We start from the raw sequence: 22,325 nt of genomic DNA on the forward strand, positions 1-22,325 counted from the left end.
GCGGGGCGGTTGACGCCGCCCCGCATTTGCCCCGCAGTGGCGGCACCTAACGGTTTCGAAGCGGGGACGCGGACGATGGCCAATCACCCTTTGCGTATCGTGATCGCCGGTGGCGGCACGGCCGGCTGGATGGCGGCGGCGACGTTCGCGCGGTTCCTGGAGACGGGATACGAGATCGACCTGATCGAGTCCGACGATATCGGCACGGTCGGGGTGGGCGAGGCAACGATCCCGCAGATCCATTTGTTCAACGATGCGCTCGGGCTCGACGAGGACGCGTTCCTCCGCGCGACCGGCGGCACGTTCAAGCTCGGCATCGAGTTCGTCGACTGGTTCAAGCCGGGCCATCGGTACATGCACGCGTTCGGCGATGTCGGCCGTGATGTCGGCTTGCTGCCGTTCCACCAATATTGGCTGCGCGCGCGATCGCTCGGGCTGGCCGGCGATCTCGGCGCCTATTCGCTCAACACGCATGCGGCGCTTGCCGAGCGGATGCAGCGTGGCCCTGCCCGCACCGCGCGGACGCTGCCATCGATGCCGTACGCCTATCATTTCGACGCGGGGCTCTATGCGCGGTACCTGCGACGCTACTCGGAAACGCGCGGCGTCAACCGGATCGAAGGCAAGATCGTCCGCGTCACCCGCGACGGTGACAGCGGCGACGTCTCCGGCCTCGTGCTGGAGAACGGCACCACCGTCGCCGCCGACCTGTATATCGACTGCACCGGCTTTCGCGGGCTGCTGATCGAGGAGGCGCTCGGCACCGGATACGAGGACTGGACGCACTGGCTCCCGTGCGACCGCGCGATCGCGGTGCCCTCGGCACGAAGCGAAAAGTTCACGCCGTACACCCGATCGACCGCACATGCCGCCGGCTGGCAGTGGCGGATCCCGTTGCAGCACCGGACCGGCAACGGCGTCGTCTTCTCCAGCGCACATATGAGCGAGGACGAGGCGACCGCGACGTTGCTCGCCGGTCTCGACACGCCGGCGAAGGCCGATCCGCGCACGATCGCGTTCCGCACGGGTCGTCGCAAGCGGATGTGGAACCGCAACGTCGTTGCGCTCGGGCTTGCCGCCGGGTTCATGGAACCGCTTGAATCCACCAGCATCCACCTGATCCAGTCGGCGATTGCGCGATTGCTCAAGCTGCTGCCCGGCCGTGTGATTGCGGAGGCCGACCGCACCGAGTTCAACCGCCAGAGCGACTTCGAATACGAACGCATCCGCGACTTCATCATCCTCCACTACAAGGCGACGGCGCGCGACGACACGCCGTTCTGGCGCCAGTGCCGCGACATGGCCGCCCCGGATACCCTCGCCGCCAAGATCGACCTGTGGCGCGGCAACGGACACATCGTCCGCGAGCATGAGGAGCTGTTCACCGAAGTCGGCTGGCTTCAGGTGCTGGCGGGACAAGGCATCATGCCGGCGGGCCACCACCCGCTGGCCGACGCGATATCGACGAGCGACCTGGGGGAATTCATGGACACGATCGACAAGCTGAACGCGCGCGAGGCGGGCCAGATGCAGGACCACGCCGCGTTCGTCGCGCAGCATTGCGCGGCATCCGCAGGGCTCGGCGCATGAGCATTGCCGCCGCCATCCTGCTCGCGCTGTCCGGCGCGGCAGCCGTGCCGCCCGCCGACTACCGCGCGCGTGCGCCGCAGGACGAGGTGATCTATTTCGTCCTGCCCGACCGGTTCGAGAATGCCGACCCGAGCAACGATCGCGGCGGGATCGCCGGCGATCGATTGAAGACCGGCTATGATCCGACCGCGAAGGGCTTCTATCACGGCGGCGACCTGAAGGGCCTGACCAAGCGCTTGGACTATATCCAGCATCTCGGCGCGACCGCGATCTGGCTCGGGCCGATCTTCAAGAACAAGGCGGTGCAGGGTTCGCCGGGCCACGAGTCCGCGGGCTATCACGGCTATTGGATCACCGACTTCACGCAGGTCGACCCGCATCTCGGCACCAACGCCGACATGACCGCGTTCGTCGATGCCGCCCACAAACGCGGGATGAAGGTGTATATGGACATCATCATCAACCACACAGCCGACGTGATCCAGTACCGCGAATGCGCGGTCGGCCTGCCCTGCCCGTACCGCGATCGCGCGACGTATCCGTACCAGCGCAAGGGCGGTGTCGGCGGCAAGGCGATCAACCCAGGGTTCGTCGGCGACGGCGTCCAGACCGCGGCGAACTTCGCCAGGCTGACCGACACGACCTATGCCTACACGCCGTACGTGCCCGCCGCGGAACGCACCGTGAAGGTGCCGGCGTGGCTCAACGACCCGATCTATTACCATAATCGCGGCGACACGACTTTCATGAACGAGAGTTCGACGATGGGCGACTTCTCGGGTCTCGACGACATCATGACGGAGAACCCGCGCGTCGTGAGCGGCATGATCGACATTTTCGGATCGTGGATCGACCGGTTCAAGGTAGACGGCTTCCGCATCGATACCGCGCGCCACGTGAACCCCGAATTCTGGGCACAGTTCGTGCCCGCGATGCTGACGCGGGCGAAGTCGAACGGCATCCCGAACTTCCACATCTTCGGCGAAGTTTCCGACCACGAGGTCCGCCCGGCGGTGCTCGCGCAGCACACGATTGTCGACAAGCTGCCCGCGGTGCTCGACTTCGCGTTCCGCCAGGCGGTGGTCGAGACGGTCGCCGGCACGCGCGGCACCGATGCATTCGAGGCCTTGTTCGACGGCGACGTGCTGTATGCGAAGGGCGCCAACACGGCGGCAATCCTGCCGACCTTCACCGGCAATCACGACGACGGCCGCTTCGCCACCTACGTGCGGAAGGCATTCCCGCAGGCGTCCGACGAGGACGTGCTGAAGCGCGTGCTGCTGTCGAACGCGATGCTGCTGACGTTGCGCGGCGTGCCGACGATCTATTCGGGCGACGAGCAGGGCTTCGTCGGCGACGGCAACGACCAGGACGCGCGCGAGGACATGTTCGCGTCGAAGGTCGCGATCTACAACGACAACCGCCTGCTCGGCACGACCAAGACGACCGCGACCGAGAGCTTCGGCGAGACCAATCCGCTGTTCCGCGAGATCGCCGAGCTTTCGAAGGTGCGCGTCTCATATCCCGCGCTGACCCGTGGCCGGACGGTCATCCGCAGCCGCAGCGAGACACCGGGCCTGCTCGCCGTTTCGCGCTTCGATCCGACGACGGGTGCGGAAACCCTGCTTGCGTTCAACACCTCGGCCAAGCCGCTCACGCAGGCGGTGCAGGTCGAGACCGGCTCCACCCGCTTCGCTACGCTTGCCGGAACATGTGCGCCCCGCGCTGCCGCCCCCGGGAGTGTCACACTAACCCTGCCCGCCTTCGGCTATGCCGTCTGCGCCGCGGAGACTCGTTGATGCCTGCACGATTGCCTGAGTCCGTTGCCGACCACCCCTGGTGGAAGGGCGCGACGATCTATCAGATTTACCCCCGGAGTTTCGCGGACTCGAACGACGACGGGATCGGCGACCTGCCGGGTATCACCGCGCATCTCGATTACGTCGCAGCGCTGGGCGTCGACGCGGTGTGGCTGTCGCCGTTCTTCACCTCGCCGATGAAGGATTTCGGCTATGACGTGTCGGATTACCGCGACGTCGATCCGATCTTCGGCACGCTCGCCGATTTCGACGCGCTGATCGCGCGCGCGCATGCGCTCGGGCTCAAGATCATCATCGACCAGGTCTATTCGCACACCTCGGAAGAGCATGACTGGTTCCGCCGGAGCCGGGCGTCGCGCAGCGGCGACAAGGCGGACTGGTATGTCTGGGCGGATGCCAAGCCCGACGGCACGCCGCCGTCGAACTGGCAGTCGGTGTTCGGCGGCCCCGCCTGGACCTGGGACGCGCGGCGCGGCCAATATTACATGCACAATTTCCTGAAGGACCAGCCGCAGCTCAACGGGCACAACCCCGCGGTGCAGGACGAGCTGATCGCGACCGCGCGGTTCTGGCTGGATCGCGGCGTCGACGGCTTCCGCCTCGATGCGATCAACTTCGCGATGCACGACCCGGCGCTGACCGACAATCCGCCCGCGCCCGCGACGAATCGCGCGCGGACGCGGTCGTTCGATTTCCAGCAGAAGCTGCACAACCAGAGCCATCCGGACATCGTCGGCTTCATCGAGCGGATCCGCGCACTGCTCGACGAATATGGCGCCGGGTTCACCGTCGCCGAAGTCGGCGGCGACGACAGCGACCGCGAAATGAAGCTGTTCACCGGCGGCAATGGCCGGCTCAACAGCGCGTACGGGTTCGACTTCCTGTACGCGGACCGTTTGACGCCCGAGCTGATCGTCGATGCAGTCGGCAACTGGCCCGATACGCCGGGTCTCGGCTGGCCGAGCTGGGCGTTCGAGAACCACGACGCGCCGCGCGCGGTGTCGCGCTGGACCACGCCCGACCAGCGCGAGGCGTTCGCGCGGATGAAGATCCTGCTGCTCGTCGCGTTGCGCGGCAACATCTTCCTGTATCAGGGCGAGGAGCTCGGGCTGACGCAGGTCGACATCGCGTTCGACGACCTGCTCGATCCTGAGGCGATCGCGAACTGGCCGCTGACCTTGTCCCGCGACGGCGCGCGTACGCCGATGCCTTGGATCGGCGCGGCGCCCGACCTTGGGTTCGGCAGTACCGAGCCTTGGCTGCCGTTCGGCGAGGATCACCGCGCGATCGCGGTCGATGCGCAGGAAACGGACGCGACGTCGCTGCTGCACTGGACACGGGCGCTGATCGCCGCACGGAAGGCGCATCCAGCGTTGCGGCTCGGGAGCCTGCGGATCGTCCACAGCGACGATGCAGTGATCGCGTTCGAGCGGGAGTCCGGCGACGAGACGCTGCTCTGCGTATTCAATCTCGGCGACGACGCGCGTGATTGGCCAGTCGGCATCGCGACCGACGGCGACATGCTGTTCGCGACCGTTGGCGCCGGCACGACGACGCTGCCACCGCTGTCCGGGCTGGTGTTGCGACGGTGATCGACGGGCTCGGCCAGCACATCGTCATCCTCGGCGGCGGCACCGCCGGGTGGATGACCGCGTGCCTGATCGCGCATCGCTGGCGGGATCGCGGCGTCCGCGTGACGTTGGTCGAAAGCCCGGAGATCGGCATCGTCGGCGTCGGCGAAGGATCGACGCCCCAGTTGAAGCACTTCTTCGACACGCTCGGCATCGCCGAAGCCGAGTGGATGCCGGCGTGCGATGCGACCTACAAGCTCGGGATCGGCTTCGAGGGCTGGTCGGACCGCGAGGGGTATGAGCGCTATTTCCACCCCTTCCCCACCGCGCTCGACGGCCACACCACGCCGCAATTCTTCTACAATGCGCGGGCAAGGCGAACGGGGCGCGACGTCGAGGCGCATCCCGACCAGTTCCTGCTCCCCGCCCGGCTCGCCGCCGCGCACTGCGCTCCGCAGCCTGCCGCGAACTTCCCGTTCGAGGTCAGCTACGGGTATCATTTCGACGCGTACAAGGTCGGCGCGTTCCTCGCTGCGCACGCGACCGAGACGCTGGACGTCGTCCATCTCCAGCGCCGGATCACCAGCGTCGAGCGTGCCTCGACCGGCGAAATCGCCGCGCTGATCGATACCGACGGCGAACGCATCGCCGGCGAATTCTTCATCGACGCGAGCGGATTTCGCAGCACGATCTTCGGTGCGCTGGAAGTGCCGTTCGTCAGCTACGCCGACGCACTGTTCAACGACCGCGCGGTAGTGATGCCGACCGCGCATGTTCCCGGCGCACCGATCCCCAGCCAGACCCGCGCGACCACGTTGTCGGCCGGCTGGGCGTGGCACATCCCGCTGACCAGCCGAAACGGCAACGGCTATGTCTATTCCAGCCGCCACCTGACCGAAGCACAGGCCGAAGCGGAACTGCGCGCGTATATCGGCGTCGACACCGGCGAAGCGCGCCACCTCAAGATGCGCGTCGGCCGAGTCCGCGACAGCTGGTCGCATAACGCGCTCGCGGTCGGACTTGCCCAAGGCTTCCTCGAACCGCTCGAGGCAACCGCGCTGCATCTGGTGATCGCCACCGTCGAAGCGTTCCTCGACATGGTCGACCAAGACGGCGCGACCGACGCCGTCCGCACCGCGTTCAACACGCGCATCGCCGCGCGCTACGACGGCGTCCGCGACTACATCGTCGCGCACTACCGGCTGAACCAGCGCCACGACGATCCGACCAGCTATTGGGCGGAAGCGCGAGGGGTCGAAGCCCTGTCCGACGACCTCAAGATGCTGATGTCCACCTGGTTCACCGGCGCCGACATGGTCGCGGCGATCGATCGCGCCGGGCTCGGCCGCTATTATTCGGCGATCAGCTGGCACTGCCTGTTCGCGGGCTACGGCACCTTCCCCGACACCGCGCGGCTGATCCCCCCCGGCGCCGACATCGATCCCATCGACTTGGCCAAGATCGACGATTTCCTGACCCGTTGCGCATCGAATTTCGGGTCACACGCCTCTCGCCTCCGCGCCGCCGCGGACCACAAGGATCACGTATGAAACGCATCGCCCTCCTGCTCGCCGCCACCGCCGGCGTGTGCAGTGTGCCCGTCCAGGCGCAGACGACCACGCTCGCCGCCCCGACGCTCACGCCGCGCAATGATGGCGTCGAGGTTCGCGCGGGCGCGGCGACCATGCGGATCACCGCTATGACCGACGGCCTCGTCCGCGTGCGCGTCGCCAAGAACGGCGCGTTCGCCGAGGATGCGAGTTGGGCGGTGACGGCGGCGACCCGCAAGCAAACCGCCAAAGTAAGCGCCGCGCCCGACGGTTTCACCACCGCCAGCGTCCGCGTACGGATCGGTGCCGGCGGCGCGATCACCTTCGAGACGCTCGACGGCAAGATCATCTCTGCGGACGCTGCCCCCGTCGCGACCGACGGCAAGGCGTTCGCGATCTCCAAGACGCTGCCGATCAGCGAGCATTTCTACGGTCTCGGCGACAAGACGCAGGGGCTCGACCGGCGCGGCCACGGCTTCGTCGACTGGAACACCGACGCGTTCGGGTTCAGCAGCGCGGACGATCCGATCTACAAGTCGATACCCTTCTTCATCGGCTCCGGCGGTGCGGGCGGCAGCTACGGCATCCTGCTCGACAACACCTATCGCACCTGGTTCGACTTCGGCCACCGCGATGCCGAGACGCTGTCGTTCGGCGGCCCCGACGGCCCGATCGACTATTACTTCATCGCCGGGCCCTCGGTCGCGGAGGTCACGCGCCGCTATGCCGACCTGACTGGCCACGCGCCGCTCGCGCCGAAATGGGCGCTCGGCTACCAACAGTCGCGCTACAGTTACGGCAGCGCCGACGAGGTCCGCCAGATCGCCGCGCGCCTGCGCAGCGACCGCGTGCCGACCGACGTGATCTGGCTCGACATCGGCTATCAGGATCGCAACCGCCCCTTCACCACCGACGCCAAGACCTTCCCCGTCCTGCCCAAGCTCGCCACCGAGATGAAGGCGGACGGGATCAAGCTGGTCGCGATCACCGACCTCCACATCGCCGCGGTCGAGCAGGGTTACGCGCCCTACCAGAGCGGGATGAAGGCCGACGCGTTCATCAAGAACGCCGATGGCACTCCGTATGTCGCGCCGGTCTGGCCTGGCCCTTCGGTATTCCCCGACTTCACCAAGACCGCCGCGCGGACCTGGTGGGGCACGCAGTATAAGGGCTTCCTCGACGCCGGGATCGCGGGGTTCTGGAACGACATGAACGAGCCGGCGATCTTCGAGACGCCGACCAAGACGATGCCGCTCGACACCCGCCACCGCATCGACAGCGACGATTTCGCGGCACGCATCACCGATCACCGCGAGGCGCACAACGTCTACGGCATGCTCAACACGCGCGCCACGTTCGACGGCCTGCTCAAGCTGCGCCCCGACGAACGCCCGTTCGTGATGACCCGCGCGAGCTATGCCGGCGGGCAGCGTTACGCGGTTACCTGGACCGGCGACAACAGCGCGACCTGGGATCACCTGAAGCTGTCGGTGCAGCAGATCATCAACCTCGGCCTGTCGGGCTTCGGCTACAGCGCCGCCGACGTCAGCGGCTTTGCGGGCGGCCCGAGCCCCGACCTGCTCACGCGCTGGACCGAGATCGGCGCGTTCACGCCGGTGTTCCGCAATCATTCGGCGACCGGCACCCCCCGCGTCGAGCCCTGGGTCGACGGCCCCGACCATCTCGCGATCCGCCGTCGCTTCATCGAGGAGCGCTATCGCCTGATGCCGTATTTCTACGCACTGGCGGACCAGAATGCGCGGTTCGGCGATCCGATCATGCGCCCGGTATTCTACGATTACCCCGCCGCCGCGACTGCGTCGTGCGACCAGTCGATGGCGTTCACGCTCGGCAAGTCGCTGCTGATCGCACCGCCGCCCAAGCCGGAGTCGCCGCAGACCTACGACGTCTGCCTGCCCGCTGGCGGCTGGTATGATTACTGGACCGGACAACGCGTCGGCACGCCCGAACCCGCCGCCGCCGGCCCGATCCAGTCCGCGACGCAGGCCGTACCGACCGCGCGTACGCTAGGCGATCGCGTGACAGAAACACCGCGCCTCGATTACCTCCCCGTGTTCGTCCGCGCAGGCACGATCCTGCCCCGCCAGCCGCTGGTCCAGAGCACGAGCGAAACCCCGAACGGTCCGCTGCGGCTCGACGTCTATCCCGGCGCCGACTGCCTGGGCACGCTCTACGAGGACGACGGCCGCACCTTGGCGTACACCCGCCGCGGCTATTTCCGCCAGACGGTGCGCTGCACGATCACCCCCGCCGGCCTGTCGATCGACTTCGCCAAGCCCGAGGGTGGCTTCAAGCCGTGGTGGAAGACGATCGCGATCACCGTGCACGGCTGGAACGGCACTGGCTTGGCAAGAACCGAAGGCAAGCAGACTGCCGTCGTCCAGGACAAGGCGGCGGGAACATCGACGCTGATCGTCCCCCCGACGACAAGCGCACGCGCGTTTGTGGTGGAAGGAGCGCCGGCATCGGCTGCGATCTCGCCGACATCCGCCGCGGCGCAGTGACTCGCTCCAAAGCCCGAACCGTCGCAGGCTGGTAGTCCCGAACCGCGCCATGATGTTGGTGCCGCTAAGTGTCGCCAGTCGGACCGGCCGCAGCGAACGGATCGCTGCACGTGATTCGGCCGGCGGTGTCGATCCGCCCGGATACCCGCCGGCGATAGTTCGGCGCGGTCGCTGCGCTGACCGTGATGTCGTACCAGCCATAGGTATCCGCCAGCGACCAGCGGTGCCGCGTCCGGGTGAGCGGCGTCGCCTGGGCAGTCGCGCCGACCCGTTCGGCACGCGCGACAAGAGCGTGCGCGCGGTGCCCGGCGGGGAGCAGCAGCGCCATCTCCGTCGCTGTGGCACGCCATACCAGCCCCGACAGCGAAGCGGGGTCGTCGCGGTGGCCCATGAAATGACGGTGGAACCCGTTCGGGCCGAGCACCCAGAGATCGTATTGCCCCTTGCCGTCGAACGCCCAGCGCCCATCCAACGCACCACCGGGCTCGACCGTGAAGCGGTGTGGCGCCCGGACCAGGTCGGTACGGTCGTAGACGTGGAACACCGCGGCTTGCGCGCCGTCGGCGGCAAAGCGAAGCCGAACCGCGTCCTCGCCGATCGTGTCGCTGACGGTCAACGCATAGGGCAGCGGGCGGGCGCGGCGGATACCGGGCTCCTGCCACGGCGGCGTCGATCCCGCCGGCGCCTGCGGGCTCACCTGCTTCGGGATCGCTGCGGCCCGCACCGCGTCGGCGCGTGGATCGGGCAAGGCGGCGAACGGCGTGAGGGTCGCGGCGGTGAAGTCGAACGCCGAGGTCAGATCGCCGCAGACCGCGCGCCGCCACGGTGCGATGTTGGAGTCGTGAACGTCGAACCGGCGTTCGAGGAAGCGGATCACCGAGGTGTGATCGAACACCTGCGAATTGACCCACCCGCCCCGGCTCCACGGCGAGACGACATACATCGGCACGCGTGGGCCCAACCCATAAGCGCGGCCACGATAGGCGGGGAGATCGAGTGCGGCATCGCCCCTGCTCGGGTGGCGGTGATAGCTGCCCTCGAGATCGACCGTCGAGCCGCCGAGCATCGTACCATCGGTGGCAAGCGAGGGAGGCGCGGGCGGTGGGACGTGATCGAAGAAGCCGTCATTCTCGTCGAACATGACGAGCAACGCAGTCCGCGCCCAGATTTTCGGATCCGCCGTCAGCGCGTCGAGCACCTCGGCGGTGTAGGCCGCGCCTTGCGCAGGGCTCGACGGGCCGGGATGCTCGGAGCCTTTCGCGGTGGCGATGACGTACGACACCTGCGGGAGTCGTCCGGCGAGTACGTCGCCGCGCAACGTGTCGAGGCCGCGCGTCGTCAGCGCCCGGTCCTTCAGCGCCGGATCGCCGCGTCCCCCGTGCGCGTCGCGGAACGCGGCGAACCCGACCAGCGGGTTGTCGGTGAAATTATCGGCCATGTCCTGATAGATTCGCCAGTCGACCCCCTTCGCCTGCAACCGTTCGACCACCGTCGTCCAGCGATAGGGTTCGGCGTTGCCGCCATCCTCGGGAAAGCTGTCGTGCGAGTTGCCGATCGCCGGACCGCCCATCGTGCCACCGGGATCGTTGGTGCCGCTCCACAGGAACAGGCGGTTGGTGTTGGTGCCGGTCTGGACCGAGCAGTGATAGGCGTCGCAGACCGTGAACGCCTCGGCGAGCGCGAACTGGAACGCAATATCCTCGCGCCGGTAATGTCCCATCGCGCGCTGGCTTTTCGCCTCGGGCCAATGCGCCATCCGCCCTTCGTCCCACCCGCGCTGCGCATCGGGCCAGCTGTGCGGCGTGCCCTCCATCCGCATCAGGTCGAAATTCGTACGGGTCGCGAGATGGAACGGCAAAACCGTCCGCGCGCCGCCGGTCGCCGTGCGGTCGCGCTGATACCAGACCGGCACGGGCTTCGTCGCACCGGCTTCCCCGAATACGGGGGCGGGTCCGGGGGCGGGCACGGGAATCGGCAACCGGTCCGCAAAGCCGCGCACGCCGCGCAACGACCCGAAATAATGATCGAAGCCGCGATTCTCCTGCATCAGGATGACGACATGCTCGACGTCCATGAGCGTGCCCGTCCTGACGTCGGGCGCGATCGCTGCAGCGCGCGCGATGGCGACGGGAAATGCGGATAGCGCCGCGCCGGTGAGGCTGGCACCGAGCAGCGTGCGGCGGGAGACATCGGTCATCGGGACACTCCAAAGGCGAAGATCATGGTCCGCAAACGTCGGCACACCACGCCCCTATCAGATCGGAGATCGAGTGACAGCGACGCGGTCGCGGACGGCGTGACGAGGAGCGCCAATCCGCAAGGGGCACTCGACAGACGGCGTTCGGGGATCGGATCGGCCGGGGCATGCATCGACGACGAAAGGGACCACATCTTCACGCGCGATTCGCTATGCCCGTCACGTTTCACCGGCGTGACGCTCGCTCCCGATGATCCCCAGCCGGCATCGTTCGCGAAGATCTCCAACCGCGTGCGGCATGAAAGGCACCATGCGGCGCTAGGATTGTCGGCGATAGACCTGCGGCGTCGTGGCCGTCGCGTGTCGAAAGGCCCGCGTGAAGGCCGATTGCGACGAGAAGCGGCATGCCTGCGCGATTTCCGCGATCGGCATCGTCCGCAGCGACAACAGCGTCTTTGCGCGTTCGAGCCGCAAGCGGCTCAGATAGCGGTGCGGGGGCAGGCCGGTCGTGCTGGTGAACAGTCGAATGAAATGAAACACGCTCAAGCAGGCTGCATCCGCCAGGTCCGTCAGCCCGACATCGTCTTCGAGATGCGCGGTCATGTAATCCAGAACGCGCCGCAGACGCCGGTCGTCCAGCCGATGGGCCGAGACGCGTCCTTCGGACCCGGTGTCGACACCGGAATAGGTAGCGATGACGCAACGGGTCAGTGCGATCGACAGCGTGTCGACCAGCACAGTGCTGGCCGCGCTCGGCGCCACGAGTTCGCGCAGCACCTCGGCACCGAGGCGCCTGAGCCGTTCATCGAAGAACCCGCCGAGATAGGGCACGCCCTCGGGCCGGCACGCTGCACCGCCACGCGCATCCGAAATGTCCGCAAACGCCGACGACGGCAGGTAGATGTGAAGCGCGTCGTGCCATTCGGAAACGATGATGTCGGTCTCCTCGACGCCCGTCGGGCAGAACCAGATCGTCCCCGCCTCCACGCGCGTATGCTGGCGTATCCGGTCACCCGTTCGGCTGACCACACACGCGGGGTTGCAGGCCGTGGCGATCGCGATTTCGAGGTTCGCGGGCTGGAACGACCCCACTTCGCCCTTTGGATGATGACGGTGATCGGCGGCCAGTCCCCGCCAGCCGCCCGCGACGGACGATTCCAGTATATCCCTGCCGCCGTATTTCGCGCCGCTCTGATCTTCCATCCGCATGATAATGACTCCGCCGGAGCATGGGCGCAGTATCGGTTCCGAATAGCAATTTGGGAACAGACTTTTCTTCTGTGATCGGAGCATGATCTGGCCGACGACCGGGGGAACCAGAATGGCTATTCGATCGACTGTTGTTGGTATCGCTGCTGTTTGGCTTGGCTGCTTGCCGGCCAACGCGCAGACCGAACAGGCTCTTCCCAAACGCCTCCCGGCACAGCTCGTCAAGGATTTCCATGGCGCGTTCGGCGCGCATCATGCGCGCGCGGTCCACGCCAAGGGCGTGATCCTGCAAGGCCGTTTCACGCCCGCTCCCGCTGCGCGCGCGCTGTCGACGGCGGCTGTTTTCACGGACGCCGTGCCGATCATCGTCCGGTTCTCCGATTTTACCGGGATCCCCGATATTCCCGATACCAGCGCGAGCGCCAATCCTCGCGGCTTCGCGGTCAAGTTCCTCCTGCCGGACGGATCGAACCTGGATATCGTCAATCACAGCTTCAATGGATTTCCGGTGAGAACGGCGGCGGAGTTCAGTACGCTTCTGCAAGCGCTCGGCCACAGCCCGGCGGGCACGGCATCGCCAACGCCGTTCGAGGCATTTCTCGGCACCCATCCTGCGGCAAGGACGTTCTTTACGACCCAGAAGCCGCCGCCGGAAAGCTTTGCGACCACCGCGTTCTACGGCGTCAACGCGTTTTTCTTCATCGACGCAGGCGGAAAGAGCCACCCGGTCCGCTATCGCTTCGTGCCCGAGGCCGGCGAGCAGTATCTGGACGATGCCGCGCTAGCTCGACGCTCGGCGACGTACCTGATCGACGACATCGCCGCGCGTGTCGCCAGGGCACCCGTCCGCTTTACCTGGCTTGCGCAACTGGGAGAGCCGACGGACCGGGTCGACGATCCGTCGGTGGCATGGCCCGAAACCCGTCGCCTGGTGACGCTGGGCGTGATCACGATCGATCGGCCCGGACCGGACACGGTCGCGGCCGACCGCGATCTGCTGTTTCTTCCCGGCGCCTTGCCACCGGGCATCGCGATCGCCGACCCGATGGTGACGATCCGTAATGCCGCCTATCCGGTATCGTTCAATGAACGCCATTAGTCCGGTGATGCTCGCGGCGCTCCTAGCGATGCCGGCCGCCGCGCCGATCCCCGAGGAGAGCGTCGCGCCGCTCGTCTCGCAGCCGCTGCCCGGCGTGGTCGGCAAACGGTTCACGGCGGCGGTGGTGACGTTCCCACCCGGCGCGCGCGCCGCGCCGCACCGGCACGGCGCCGCGTTTCTCTACGCCTATGTTCTCGAAGGCAGTATCCAGAGCCGGATCGAAGGCGAGCCCGTGCGCAGCTACCGGGTCGGGCAGGGCTGGACCGAGCAACCCGGTGCCCATCACCTGCTGACGGCGAATGCGAGCGCGGTGCGTCCCGCGCGCCTGCTGGTGACGTTCGTCTCCGACGACGGCGCCCCCCTCAAGACGTCGGACCCCCGTCGATGATGCGCCTCGATTACCAGCATCTCGCGGCGAACGGCATGAAGGCGTTAGGCGGCGTCTATCTGTATGTCGGCGGTTGCGGGCTGGCCAAGCCGCTGGTCGACCTCGTGTATCTGCGCGCATCGCAGATCAACGGCTGCGCCTATTGCATCGACAGCCACGGCCATGACCTGCTCGCCGCGGGCGTCACGGCTGGTAAGCTCCTGCTCGTCTCCGCCTGGCGCGAGGCGGGCGACGTCTTCAGCGACCGCGAGCGGGCCGCGCTCGCCTGGACGGAGGCGGTCACGATGGTGGCGGGCGCCGGTGTCTCCGATGCGGTGTTCGCCATCGTCAGCGCGCAGTTCGACGAGAAGGAGATCGCCGACCTCACCGTGGCGATCGGCTTGATCAACGCCTATAACCGGATCGCCATCAGTTTCCGACGGGGTCCCGAGGCGCGGTCATGACCGCATCGGACCGCAAGGGAACCCGGTGGCGGCCCGTAAGCGCTGACGCGACGCGACCGGCAGGGATGCGTGTCGAAATGCTTGGCCGGTCCCGCGATGCCCGTCACGGCATGGCAGGCGCCCACGGCGTTACGGCCTGACCGCCGAAGATCCGCTCGCGCGGCAGGTCGAAGATGAAATACGGGTTCAGCATCGGCGGCGCGCCCACGGCGTCGAGACGCGCCTGCTGGTCGGGGCTGAACACGATCTCGAGCGCGGCGATGTTCTCGAGCAACTGCCCGGGCCGGCTCGCGCCCACGAGCACCGATGAAACCCCGCCGCGGGCCGCAGCCCACGCCAATGCGACCTGCGCCATCGGCCGGCCGATCTCGGCTGCGACCGCGCGCACGACGTCGACCACGTCGAAATTCGCCGTGGTGAACAGCATGCCGCCATACGGATTGTCGCCGTTCAACCTGCCGTCGCTGCCGCTGTCGGTCGTCATGCCGGCGCGGTTGGGCAGGCTGCCCGCGGGCCCCGCCTCCGCGAGCTTCTCGCGGCCGTATTTTCCGGTCAGCAGACCGGCACCGAGCGGGCTCCACGCCACCAGCCCCAGCCCGAGCGCCTGCCCCGCGGGCATCACGTCGAGCTCGACCCCGCGGTCGATCAGCGAATAGGAATATTGCAGCCCGACCGGCTCGGGCAAACCGTGCGCGCGGGCGAGTGTCGCGATCTGCGCGGCGTACCACGCCGGCGCGTTGGAAAAGCCGTAATACAGGATGTCGCCCCGCCGCACCGCGTCGGTCAGCGCGCGCAGCACTTCTTCGGGCGGGGTCGTGCGATCCCAGACATGCGTCCAGTACATATCGATGAAATCGGTGCCCAACCGGCGCAGCGAGCCCTCGATGCCGTCGCGGATGTTGCGCGCGGAGTTGCCGCCGGCCAGCGGGGTGCCGTCGGTGCGGGGGAAGCCCGACTTGGTCGCGATCACCATCGTGTCTCGATTGCCGCGTTCGGCGACGAAGCGACCCAGCATCTCCTCGCTCTGCCCGCCCGAATAGACGTCGGCGGTATCGGCGAAATTGCCGCCGGCCTCGACATAGGCGTCGAAGATCGACCGCGACGTGGCTTCGTCGGCGCCCCAGCGTCCGGCGCCGAACGTCATCGTGCCGAGGGCAAGCGGACTGACCGCGAGGCCGGAGCGCCCAAGCGTGCGATACGTGTTGAGGGTCATTACTGTATCTCCTAGGAAAGTCCGACACGAGATAGACGGTATCGCTTTCGTGATTAGCGGGTATCGGCGACAAGGCCTTGTGAAGGACGTGCAGCAATGAGGCGTGGTGACCTGGACGATCTTGCCGCCTTTGCGGCGGTGGCGCGCGTCCGCAGCTTCACGCGCGCCGCCGCCGAACTCGGCCTGTCGCCCTCCGCGCTCAGCCATGCGATGCGCAGCCTGGAACAGCGCCTGGGCGTGCGCCTGCTCGCCCGCACGACGCGCAGCGTGGCGCCGACGGCGGCCGGCGAACGCCTGTTGCGCTCGCTCGATCCGGCGCTGGCCGAACTCGCCCGCGGGCTGTCGGCGCTGGCCGACTGGCGCGGCGTGCCGTCGGGCGCGATCCGTCTGACCACCTTCGGTTCTGCCGCGCGGATGGTGCTGGCCCCGTCCCTGCCGGGCTTCCTGCGCGCGCATCCCGAGATTTCGGTTGAGGTGATCGTCGAAGACCGGCTGGTCGATCTCGTGGCGGGCGGGTTCGACGCCGGCATCCGGTTCGGCGAGACGGTCGACCGCGACATGGTGGCGGTGCCGGTCGGCCCGGCACTGCGCACGGTGGTGGTCGGCACGCCGGCGTATTTCGCGACCCGACCGATACCTGCATCCCCTGCCGATCTGGAGGCGCACAACTGCGTCAACTACCGGCTGCTCGGCGGGGGCGGGCTGCTGCCCTGGGAGTTCGAGCATGAGGGTCGCGACATCCGGTTCCGCCCGGGCGGACAGCTGATCGTGAACGACGAGGTGCTCGCGGCCGCGACGGTCCGCGCCGGTGCCGGGCTGGGCTATATGCTGGAACACGACGTCGCCGAGGAGATTGCCGACGGCCGGCTTATCCAGGTGCTCGACGACTGGTCTCCGCCGTTCCCGGGTTGCTATCTCTATTACCCGAGCCGGCAGGTCACCCCGGCCTTGCGCGTGCTGATCGACGCCCTGCGCTGGAGCGCGGCGTGAGCCAGGGGCGACGAAGCGGCCGGCGTTGCTCATACCCCGCGTCGCGCCTATCGCACCCGCATGAAGCGAACTGGAACGACACGCGACCGATTCTGGCGGCGGCTGCTGATCGCGGCGTTCGTCGCGGTCGTCGCATTCACGGGCTATCATGCGGTCCGTACGGTCGGCGATGCGATCTACTGGAACGCGCACCGCGACGAGCCGATCGAGCGGTGGATGACGATCGGCTATGTCGCGCATTCCTATCACGTCCCGCCGCACGTCCTGCACCAGGCCCTGAACCTGCCGCCTGAGCCGGATCATCGGACCCTCGGCCGGATCGCACGCGACAGCGGGCGCTCGATGACCCAGATCGAGGCGAAACTGACCTACGCGATCGTCCATGCGCGTCCACCCTATCCGCCCCCCGGCCCCCCACCGCGATCGTTCATGGCCAAGCCGTCCCCCGCGCGATGACCGACCAGCTTCTCGAACTGCTGACCACCTACGGGCTTCCCGCGCTCTTCGGTGCGATGATCCTCGCGGCGGCGGGCATGCCGTTCCCCAGCTCGCTGACGTTGGTGGCGATGGGGTCGTTCGTCGCGCAGGGCGAGCTCGATTTCTGGCCGGTCGTGTTTGCCGGTGCCGCCGGCGCGATCGTCGGCGATCAGATCGGCTACGCGTTCGGGCGATATGGCGGGCGACCGTTGCTCGCGGCCGTGACGAAGCGAATCGGCGGCGCGGACAAGGTCGAACAGGCCGAGGCCTATTCGCGCAAATGGGCAGGGTGGGGCATCTTCTTCAGCCGGTGGCTGATCGGGCCGCTGGGTCCGTGGATCAACGTCACCAGCGGCCTGACCGAATATCCCTGGATGCGGTTCGTCATCCTCGACGTCGCCGGCGAAGTGCTGTGGTTGCTGATCTACGTCTCGCTCGGGCGCGCGTTCAGCGATCAGGTTCAGACGATCGCGAGCCTGCTCGGCAATCTCACCTGGGTGATCGTCGGTCTGCTCGTCGCCGGACTGCTGGGATGGAAATTGTTCGGCCGCTCCGACAAGACTGCAGACGACACGACATCGTGAAGCACCCGCTGCGCTGACCTGCCGACGAATCGATGGGCCAGGCGCCAGCCTAGAGGGTCATGCCAAGGCGCGGCGGTAGAAGGCCAGCGTCAGCGCCATCGCCTGCAGGAACAGCGCAGGATCGTAGCGCGGGCCCTCGTCGCGTAGAAACGCATGCTGCGCATTAAGCTCATGCCATTCGTAGGACGCACCGACCTCCTCGAGCCGCGCGCGGATCGCCTCGCGACCGGCAAAGGGAACATGCGGGTCCTGGCGCCCCCAGACGAGCATGATCTCGGCCTTCAGCGCGGCCATGCGCGCCATGCTGTCGTCCGACCGTCCCTGGCCGAGCGTGCCCGAATGGATATCCGTCGGATAGAAGCAGGCGGACGCGGACACGCGCGGATCCAGCGCCGCGCGATAGGCGAGATGGCCGCCGAGACACACGCCGAACGTCCCGAGCCTGCCGCTGCAGGCCGGATGCGCAAGCAACGCGGTCAGGCCGGCCTCCGCATCGGCGTCGAAGGCCGCGACGGGTTTGGCGATCTTGAGCGCATTGCCACGATCCGTGCCGGCCGGATCATAGGTCAGCACCGTGCCCGCCGGTTCATAGTCGTGATAAACCTCGGGCACGGCCACGACATAGCCGTTGCCGGCGATCATCGCTGCCAGCCGACGGATCGGCGCCGTAACCTGATAAATTTCGGAAAACAGGAGCACGCCCGGAAAGCGCCCCTCGATCGCGGGCCGGAACAGGTGCATTCGCATCGGGCCGCTGCCGGCTACGTCGACATCGAGTGTTTCGTCGCTGCGTAAGATCATCCGCTCATCCTCATGCCGGTGCCCAGCAGATGCACGGCGGTACGGGAGCTTGTCCAGAGGATGCCGGTGGTTCTTCCCTGATGGCCATTCTCTCCATCCACAACGCAGTTGCACTTCGCCGGAAAGTTTCTCATAACCCGCTATATATCGTGTTATCTAAATAGGTGGGGAACTGGCATGGATGATATATTGGCGCTCGAAGGCGCCGTGATGCTGGGTAGTCGTCTGAAGCGGCTTGCAGAGCGGATGCAGGGCGGCGCCGAACGGATCGCGGTCGATTGCGGGCTGCCGACGCAGCCAAGCCAGATGCCGCTCCTGACCGCGCTGTATCGTCGCGGCCCGATGACGGTCGGGGACGCGGTCAAGGTGCTGGGGATCAGCCAGCCCGCGGTGACCCGGATACTGACGCGGCTGGTGGCGATGGAGCTGGTCGAGACCAGCCGCGATGCGCGCGATCAGCGGAGCAAGACACTGGTCCTGAGCGCCAAGGGCAGCGCGGCGATGGACCTGGCCAATACCGTGCTGTGGCCACGCCTGCGCGCGGCGGTGAACGAAGTGTGCGACGCCCCCGCGCTGCTGAGCCTGATCGACGCGACCGAGCGCGCGCTGGCCGAGCAGCCGCTGGAGCAACGACCGCGCGGCGGCCTCGCGATCCGGCGGTTCAGCGATGCGCTCGCGGACGATTTCTACCGCATCAACGCCGAATGGATCGAAGCCATGTACCGGCTCGAACAGACCGATATCGACGTGCTCAGGAACCCGCAGGAACGGATCATCGCGCCGGGCGGCGACATCCTGTTCGTCGAGGATCCGACGCTGGGCATCGTCGGCACCTGCGCGTTGCAGAAAACGGGCGAGCGGCAGTTCGAGCTGACGAAGATGGGGGTGTCGGAGTCGGCGCGCGGCAGGAAGGCGGGCGAATTCCTGCTCCACGCGATCATCGCGCGGGCCGAGGCGCTGGGATGCGACCGGCTCTATCTGCTCAGCAATGCGAAAAGTGCGGCGGCGATCCATCTCTACGCGAAGCTCGGGTTCGTCCATGACGCCGGGATCATGGAGGAATTCGGCAGGCGCTACGAGCGATGCAACGTCGCCATGCTCTATCGGCCGCCCATGTCGGCGACATGATGCGGCCATCCGCGGCCGGTTGCCCCCTGCCCGTCTCGACGTACGGAACCGGCGCCGACCGCGGTTGTCCGGGATGGATGCGCGCGACGGCATCGATCCCGGATACGCGCCTCAGAAGCCGATGCTGACCGTCCCGAACACCTGCCGCGGTGCCAGCGGGAAGAAGTTGTAGGTGCCGGACGCCGCGCCGACGCTCAACGTGGACTCCGCCCTTTTGTTGGTGATGTTGGTCACGTTCAGGCTGAGCGTCATCTTCTTGGCGACGAACCCCTGGCTGAGCGGCACGTCGACGCCGATCCGTCCCGACAAGGTGAAATAGCCACCCACAGACAGGTCGTTGGTGAACGTCGCATAGCGTCTGCCGAGGTAATCCCCGATCAGCTGCACGTCGAACGGCGCGACCGACAGCGTGGCGACGGTCTTGTTCAACCACGCCGGCGCGCCCGGGACCTTGCGGCCCTTGGTCAGCACCGTCGTCGTGCCGTTCAGATAATTATCGCCGAACCGCGAGTTGTTGTACGACAGCGCATTGTACAGCGAGAACGCGCTGCCGAAGCGCAGCGTGCCGGCGACATCGATGCCGTCCGTCTTGACGCTGCCGACGTTCTGCAGGATCGTCGCCCCGCTGACGATCGCGGTGATCGTCGCATTGGGGCTGATCGACAGCAGCCGGTTGCTGAAGTCGACGTGATAGACGCTGATCTGGCCCTGGAAGCCTGTCAGCGGGCCGAAGTCCAGGCTGCGCTGCGTGCGGATACCACCCTCATAGGTCCAGCTCGTCTCGGGCTTGGTGTTCGCCTTGAAGAATTCGAACAGCGTCTGGCTGCCGAGTGCGAACGGCGACTGGCCCGCCGCCGCGCTCGTCTGGAACTGGCGGATGTTCTTCTGCGCGTTGACGAAGACCTGTTCGTGCTCGCTTGCCTCCCACAGCGCACCCGCCTGCGGCAGGAAGACGCGGCTGGTGTCGATCTTGCCGGTCGGCAATTCGCGCGATCCGGTGAACGAGCCGGGGATCGGCTGCACGGGGACGGTCTGGCTCGCTTTCTGGAACGTGCTCTTGAACCCGGCCTGGAGCGTCAGCGTCGGGACGATCTTCCAGGCATCCTGGATATGCGTCTGGATTTCGTCGACGCGGATCTCGCTGTGATATTGCGTGATCAGCGGCTGGGCGAGATCGAGCGGGCGATCATAGGGCGTCGACGGGTTGTTCGCATCGAAGGCGTACCAGCGGCGCTTGGCCGACGAGCTCTGATGCTCGTACCAGCCGCCGATCTCGATCTGGTGGTCGCCGATATCGGCGCGCAGGGTCGAGATCGCCCCGACCCGGTCGATCCGGTATTCGGTCGTCCGCGTGGCGATGCCCGATCCGCCGAAGATCGTCGACAGCCGCGCGAGATTGGGGGCCGAGGTCGGGCTGCTGCCCGGCGCGCCGGGAAAATAGAACGAGAACAGGGTCGGCAGGCCGGCTGCCGTCACCGGCCCGGCGACGACGCCGACGCCGTCATTGTGATGGAAATAGCCCTGGTTCGACCAGGTCAGGCCCGGCGCGATCTTCCAGTCGTATTTCACATAGCCGAGATAGTCGGTGCGCTGCGCATCGCTGTAATAGTTACGATAGTTCGCGCCGGGCGCGGCATTGACGGCGGCATATTCCGCCGACTTGTAATAGGCGATCGCGTTGGTGGCGTCGGGGTACAGGAACGGCCGGACATAGGGCGCGACACCGCGGTTATCGATCGCTGCGGTCGTGCCGGTGGCGGGCCGCACGACGATCGACGTCGCGTCCTCGTTCGGCTCGGTCTTGTCCGAATAGGCGAAATAGGCGGTCAGCGTGCCGTTGCTGTCGTCATGGACGACCTTGGCGTTTGCCTGGTAGCCGCCCTGCCTGCCGTTGAAGTCCCACGCACGCGCGCGCTGGCGGACGCCGGACACATAGAGGCGCGTGCCGTCGCCGAGGTCGCCGCTGTCGATCCGGGCATAGGTGCGCGACGTCGAATAGCTGCCGACGACCTGCTGGATCGTCGCCCCGAGATCCTGCTTGGGATCGCTCGAGAACGCGTCGATCGTGCCGCCGAGATTGCTGGTCGACGGCGTCCCGAGGTCGCCTGCACCGGTCGCGAGCGTGATCCGTCCGACGTTTTCGGAGATGATCGCGCGCTGTGGCGAAAGGCCGTTGAAATTGCCGTAGGTCTGGTCGCCCAGCGGCACGCCGTCGAGCGTGTAGCCAAGCTGCTGCTGGTTGAAGCCGTGGATGAACAGCGAGATGTTCTGCTCGTTATTCCCCCATGGATCCGCGGTCAGGAACGTGACTCCGGGCAGCGTCTGCAACGCCTTCAGCGGACTGATACCCGGCAGGACCTTCTGGATTTCCACGGCGGACACCTGGCTCACCGAGCGGGTTGTCGTGGCGGTGACGACGATATCGCCCTTCGCATCGCCGGTAGCGCCAACCTCCGCCTGCGGCGCATCGGCAAGTACCGCCGAGGCCATAGCCGTCTGTGCCGCGGCGGGAGCGCAAGGGATCAGCGCCGTCACGGCGACGCCACACAACAGCGACAACATTGTCGCGGACACGTTCTTCATGATGCTCAGACCCCCTGAACGCGATAGCTCCAACCGCGCTGAAGGGTCCGTTACGGCGCGAGTGCGTCGTACTTGCTACGGAACCGTGACGAATATGTTTCAGACGTCGTGCCGCACAGAAGCTGAGGCAACGCCGCCATCGTGGGGATGGCGTAGG

At 66.9% G+C, this 22,325-nt stretch carries 17 protein-coding genes; 12 read left to right on the forward strand and 5 right to left on the reverse strand.

The window, feature by feature from the left end; genetic code table 11:
* Positions 1 to 75: 75 nt before the first annotated feature.
* From O6Y00_RS05990 to O6Y00_RS06010, 5 genes are read left to right on the forward strand one after another with little or no spacing between them, the layout of a single operon-like run.
* Entirely contained in the window at positions 76 to 1,590 is a 1,515-nt protein-coding gene (locus tag O6Y00_RS05990) for a tryptophan halogenase family protein (protein WP_353441682.1), read from the forward strand.
* On the forward strand, positions 1,587 to 3,389 hold the full coding sequence (locus O6Y00_RS05995; RefSeq protein ID WP_353441683.1) for an alpha-amylase family glycosyl hydrolase: 1,803 nt from the start codon (positions 1,587 to 1,589) through the stop codon (positions 3,387 to 3,389). The genes O6Y00_RS05990 and O6Y00_RS05995 overlap by 4 nt, the downstream gene beginning before the upstream one ends.
* Entirely contained in the window at positions 3,389 to 5,002 is a 1,614-nt protein-coding gene (locus O6Y00_RS06000) for an alpha-amylase family glycosyl hydrolase (RefSeq protein ID WP_353441684.1), read from the forward strand. Before O6Y00_RS05995 ends, O6Y00_RS06000 begins: the two co-directional genes overlap by 1 nt.
* A complete protein-coding gene (locus O6Y00_RS06005; RefSeq protein WP_353441685.1) occupies positions 4,999 to 6,531 on the forward strand; it encodes a tryptophan halogenase family protein in 1,533 nt (510 codons plus the stop codon). Before O6Y00_RS06000 ends, O6Y00_RS06005 begins: the two co-directional genes overlap by 4 nt.
* The gene (locus O6Y00_RS06010) at positions 6,528 to 9,056 is read left to right on the forward strand and encodes a TIM-barrel domain-containing protein (protein ID WP_353441686.1); all 2,529 of its coding nucleotides are present in this window, start codon (positions 6,528 to 6,530) and stop codon (positions 9,054 to 9,056) included. Before O6Y00_RS06005 ends, O6Y00_RS06010 begins: the two co-directional genes overlap by 4 nt.
* Before the next feature lie 64 nt (positions 9,057 to 9,120).
* Here O6Y00_RS06010 and O6Y00_RS06015 read toward each other — a convergent pair whose 3' ends face one another.
* Both O6Y00_RS06015 and O6Y00_RS06020 read right to left on the reverse strand, forming a co-directional pair.
* Positions 9,121 to 11,253 carry a phosphocholine-specific phospholipase C gene (locus O6Y00_RS06015; RefSeq protein ID WP_353441687.1) on the reverse strand — a complete coding sequence of 711 codons (2,133 nt, stop codon included), beginning with the start codon at positions 11,251 to 11,253 and terminating at the stop codon, positions 9,121 to 9,123.
* Between the two features lie 318 nt (positions 11,254 to 11,571).
* Positions 11,572 to 12,462, reverse strand: a complete 891-nt coding sequence (locus O6Y00_RS06020; protein ID WP_353441689.1) for an AraC family transcriptional regulator — start codon at positions 12,460 to 12,462, stop codon at positions 11,572 to 11,574.
* 112 nt (positions 12,463 to 12,574) lie between these two features.
* Between O6Y00_RS06020 and O6Y00_RS06025 the strand changes: the two genes are divergently transcribed.
* The 3 genes from O6Y00_RS06025 to O6Y00_RS06035 are packed head-to-tail and all read left to right on the forward strand — an operon-like array spanning position 12,575 to position 14,392.
* Entirely contained in the window at positions 12,575 to 13,561 is a 987-nt protein-coding gene (locus tag O6Y00_RS06025) for a catalase family peroxidase (protein WP_353441690.1), read from the forward strand.
* Entirely contained in the window at positions 13,548 to 13,949 is a 402-nt protein-coding gene (locus tag O6Y00_RS06030; protein ID WP_353441691.1) for a cupin domain-containing protein, read from the forward strand. The genes O6Y00_RS06025 and O6Y00_RS06030 overlap by 14 nt, the downstream gene beginning before the upstream one ends.
* Complete coding sequence (locus tag O6Y00_RS06035; RefSeq protein ID WP_353441692.1) at positions 13,946 to 14,392, forward strand: carboxymuconolactone decarboxylase family protein; 447 nt, start codon at positions 13,946 to 13,948, stop codon at positions 14,390 to 14,392. Before O6Y00_RS06030 ends, O6Y00_RS06035 begins: the two co-directional genes overlap by 4 nt.
* A gap of 103 nt (positions 14,393 to 14,495) precedes the next feature.
* Here the strand turns inward: O6Y00_RS06035 and O6Y00_RS06040 are convergent, their stop codons facing one another.
* Positions 14,496 to 15,605: an aldo/keto reductase gene (locus tag O6Y00_RS06040; protein ID WP_353441693.1), complete on the reverse strand. Its 1,110-nt coding sequence runs from the start codon at positions 15,603 to 15,605 to the stop codon at positions 14,496 to 14,498.
* Positions 15,606 to 15,701: 96 nt separating this feature from the next.
* Between O6Y00_RS06040 and O6Y00_RS06045 the strand changes: the two genes are divergently transcribed.
* Genes O6Y00_RS06045 through O6Y00_RS06055 form a run of 3 tightly spaced genes read left to right on the forward strand, consistent with a single transcriptional unit; the run spans position 15,702 to position 17,656 of the window.
* The gene (locus O6Y00_RS06045; RefSeq protein WP_353441694.1) at positions 15,702 to 16,595 is read left to right on the forward strand and encodes a LysR family transcriptional regulator; all 894 of its coding nucleotides are present in this window, start codon (positions 15,702 to 15,704) and stop codon (positions 16,593 to 16,595) included.
* A 60-nt stretch (positions 16,596 to 16,655) separates the two neighbouring features.
* Positions 16,656 to 17,051 (forward strand): hypothetical protein, encoded by a 396-nt coding sequence (locus O6Y00_RS06050; protein ID WP_353441695.1) that lies wholly within the window; start codon positions 16,656 to 16,658, stop codon positions 17,049 to 17,051.
* On the forward strand, positions 17,048 to 17,656 hold the full coding sequence (locus tag O6Y00_RS06055) for a DedA family protein (protein WP_353441696.1): 609 nt from the start codon (positions 17,048 to 17,050) through the stop codon (positions 17,654 to 17,656). The genes O6Y00_RS06050 and O6Y00_RS06055 overlap by 4 nt, the downstream gene beginning before the upstream one ends.
* Before the next feature lie 57 nt (positions 17,657 to 17,713).
* On the opposite strand, the gene O6Y00_RS06060 is transcribed toward O6Y00_RS06055, so the two are convergent.
* The gene (locus O6Y00_RS06060) at positions 17,714 to 18,457 is read right to left on the reverse strand and encodes a dienelactone hydrolase family protein (RefSeq protein ID WP_353441697.1); all 744 of its coding nucleotides are present in this window, start codon (positions 18,455 to 18,457) and stop codon (positions 17,714 to 17,716) included.
* 177 nt (positions 18,458 to 18,634) lie between these two features.
* Between O6Y00_RS06060 and O6Y00_RS06065 the strand changes: the two genes are divergently transcribed.
* On the forward strand, positions 18,635 to 19,585 hold the full coding sequence (locus O6Y00_RS06065) for a bifunctional helix-turn-helix transcriptional regulator/GNAT family N-acetyltransferase (RefSeq protein ID WP_353441698.1): 951 nt from the start codon (positions 18,635 to 18,637) through the stop codon (positions 19,583 to 19,585).
* A gap of 111 nt (positions 19,586 to 19,696) precedes the next feature.
* Here O6Y00_RS06065 and O6Y00_RS06070 read toward each other — a convergent pair whose 3' ends face one another.
* Positions 19,697 to 22,168 carry a TonB-dependent receptor gene (locus tag O6Y00_RS06070; protein WP_353441699.1) on the reverse strand — a complete coding sequence of 824 codons (2,472 nt, stop codon included), beginning with the start codon at positions 22,166 to 22,168 and terminating at the stop codon, positions 19,697 to 19,699.
* Between the last annotated feature and the right edge of the window lie 157 nt (positions 22,169 to 22,325).

The sequence above is a fragment of the Sphingomonas faeni genome (assembly GCF_040407565.1).
In the GTDB taxonomy this organism is placed as follows: Bacteria; Pseudomonadota; Alphaproteobacteria; order Sphingomonadales; family Sphingomonadaceae; genus Sphingomonas; species Sphingomonas faeni_F.

What these genes read in the sequence shown, in the direction of transcription:
- O6Y00_RS06025 (WP_353441690.1), top strand. Translation starts at nt 12,575, where the DNA reads ATGGCTATTCGATCGACTGTTGTTGGTATCGCTGCTGTTTGGCTTGGC.
- O6Y00_RS06000 (WP_353441684.1), top strand. Translation starts at nt 3,389, where the DNA reads ATGCCTGCACGATTGCCTGAGTCCGTTGCCGACCACCCCTGGTGGAAG.
- O6Y00_RS06050 (WP_353441695.1), top strand. Translation starts at nt 16,656, where the DNA reads ATGAAGCGAACTGGAACGACACGCGACCGATTCTGGCGGCGGCTGCTG.
- O6Y00_RS05990 (WP_353441682.1), top strand. Translation starts at nt 76, where the DNA reads ATGGCCAATCACCCTTTGCGTATCGTGATCGCCGGTGGCGGCACGGCC.
- O6Y00_RS06070 (WP_353441699.1), bottom strand. Translation starts at nt 22,168, where the DNA reads ATGAAGAACGTGTCCGCGACAATGTTGTCGCTGTTGTGTGGCGTCGCC.
- O6Y00_RS06060 (WP_353441697.1), bottom strand. Translation starts at nt 18,457, where the DNA reads ATGATCTTACGCAGCGACGAAACACTCGATGTCGACGTAGCCGGCAGC.
- O6Y00_RS06030 (WP_353441691.1), top strand. Translation starts at nt 13,548, where the DNA reads ATGAACGCCATTAGTCCGGTGATGCTCGCGGCGCTCCTAGCGATGCCG.
- O6Y00_RS06065 (WP_353441698.1), top strand. Translation starts at nt 18,635, where the DNA reads ATGGATGATATATTGGCGCTCGAAGGCGCCGTGATGCTGGGTAGTCGT.
- O6Y00_RS06015 (WP_353441687.1), bottom strand. Translation starts at nt 11,253, where the DNA reads ATGACCGATGTCTCCCGCCGCACGCTGCTCGGTGCCAGCCTCACCGGC.
- O6Y00_RS06020 (WP_353441689.1), bottom strand. Translation starts at nt 12,462, where the DNA reads ATGCGGATGGAAGATCAGAGCGGCGCGAAATACGGCGGCAGGGATATA.
- O6Y00_RS06055 (WP_353441696.1), top strand. Translation starts at nt 17,048, where the DNA reads ATGACCGACCAGCTTCTCGAACTGCTGACCACCTACGGGCTTCCCGCG.
- O6Y00_RS06040 (WP_353441693.1), bottom strand. Translation starts at nt 15,605, where the DNA reads ATGACCCTCAACACGTATCGCACGCTTGGGCGCTCCGGCCTCGCGGTC.
- O6Y00_RS06010 (WP_353441686.1), top strand. Translation starts at nt 6,528, where the DNA reads ATGAAACGCATCGCCCTCCTGCTCGCCGCCACCGCCGGCGTGTGCAGT.
- O6Y00_RS06045 (WP_353441694.1), top strand. Translation starts at nt 15,702, where the DNA reads ATGAGGCGTGGTGACCTGGACGATCTTGCCGCCTTTGCGGCGGTGGCG.
- O6Y00_RS06035 (WP_353441692.1), top strand. Translation starts at nt 13,946, where the DNA reads ATGATGCGCCTCGATTACCAGCATCTCGCGGCGAACGGCATGAAGGCG.
- O6Y00_RS05995 (WP_353441683.1), top strand. Translation starts at nt 1,587, where the DNA reads ATGAGCATTGCCGCCGCCATCCTGCTCGCGCTGTCCGGCGCGGCAGCC.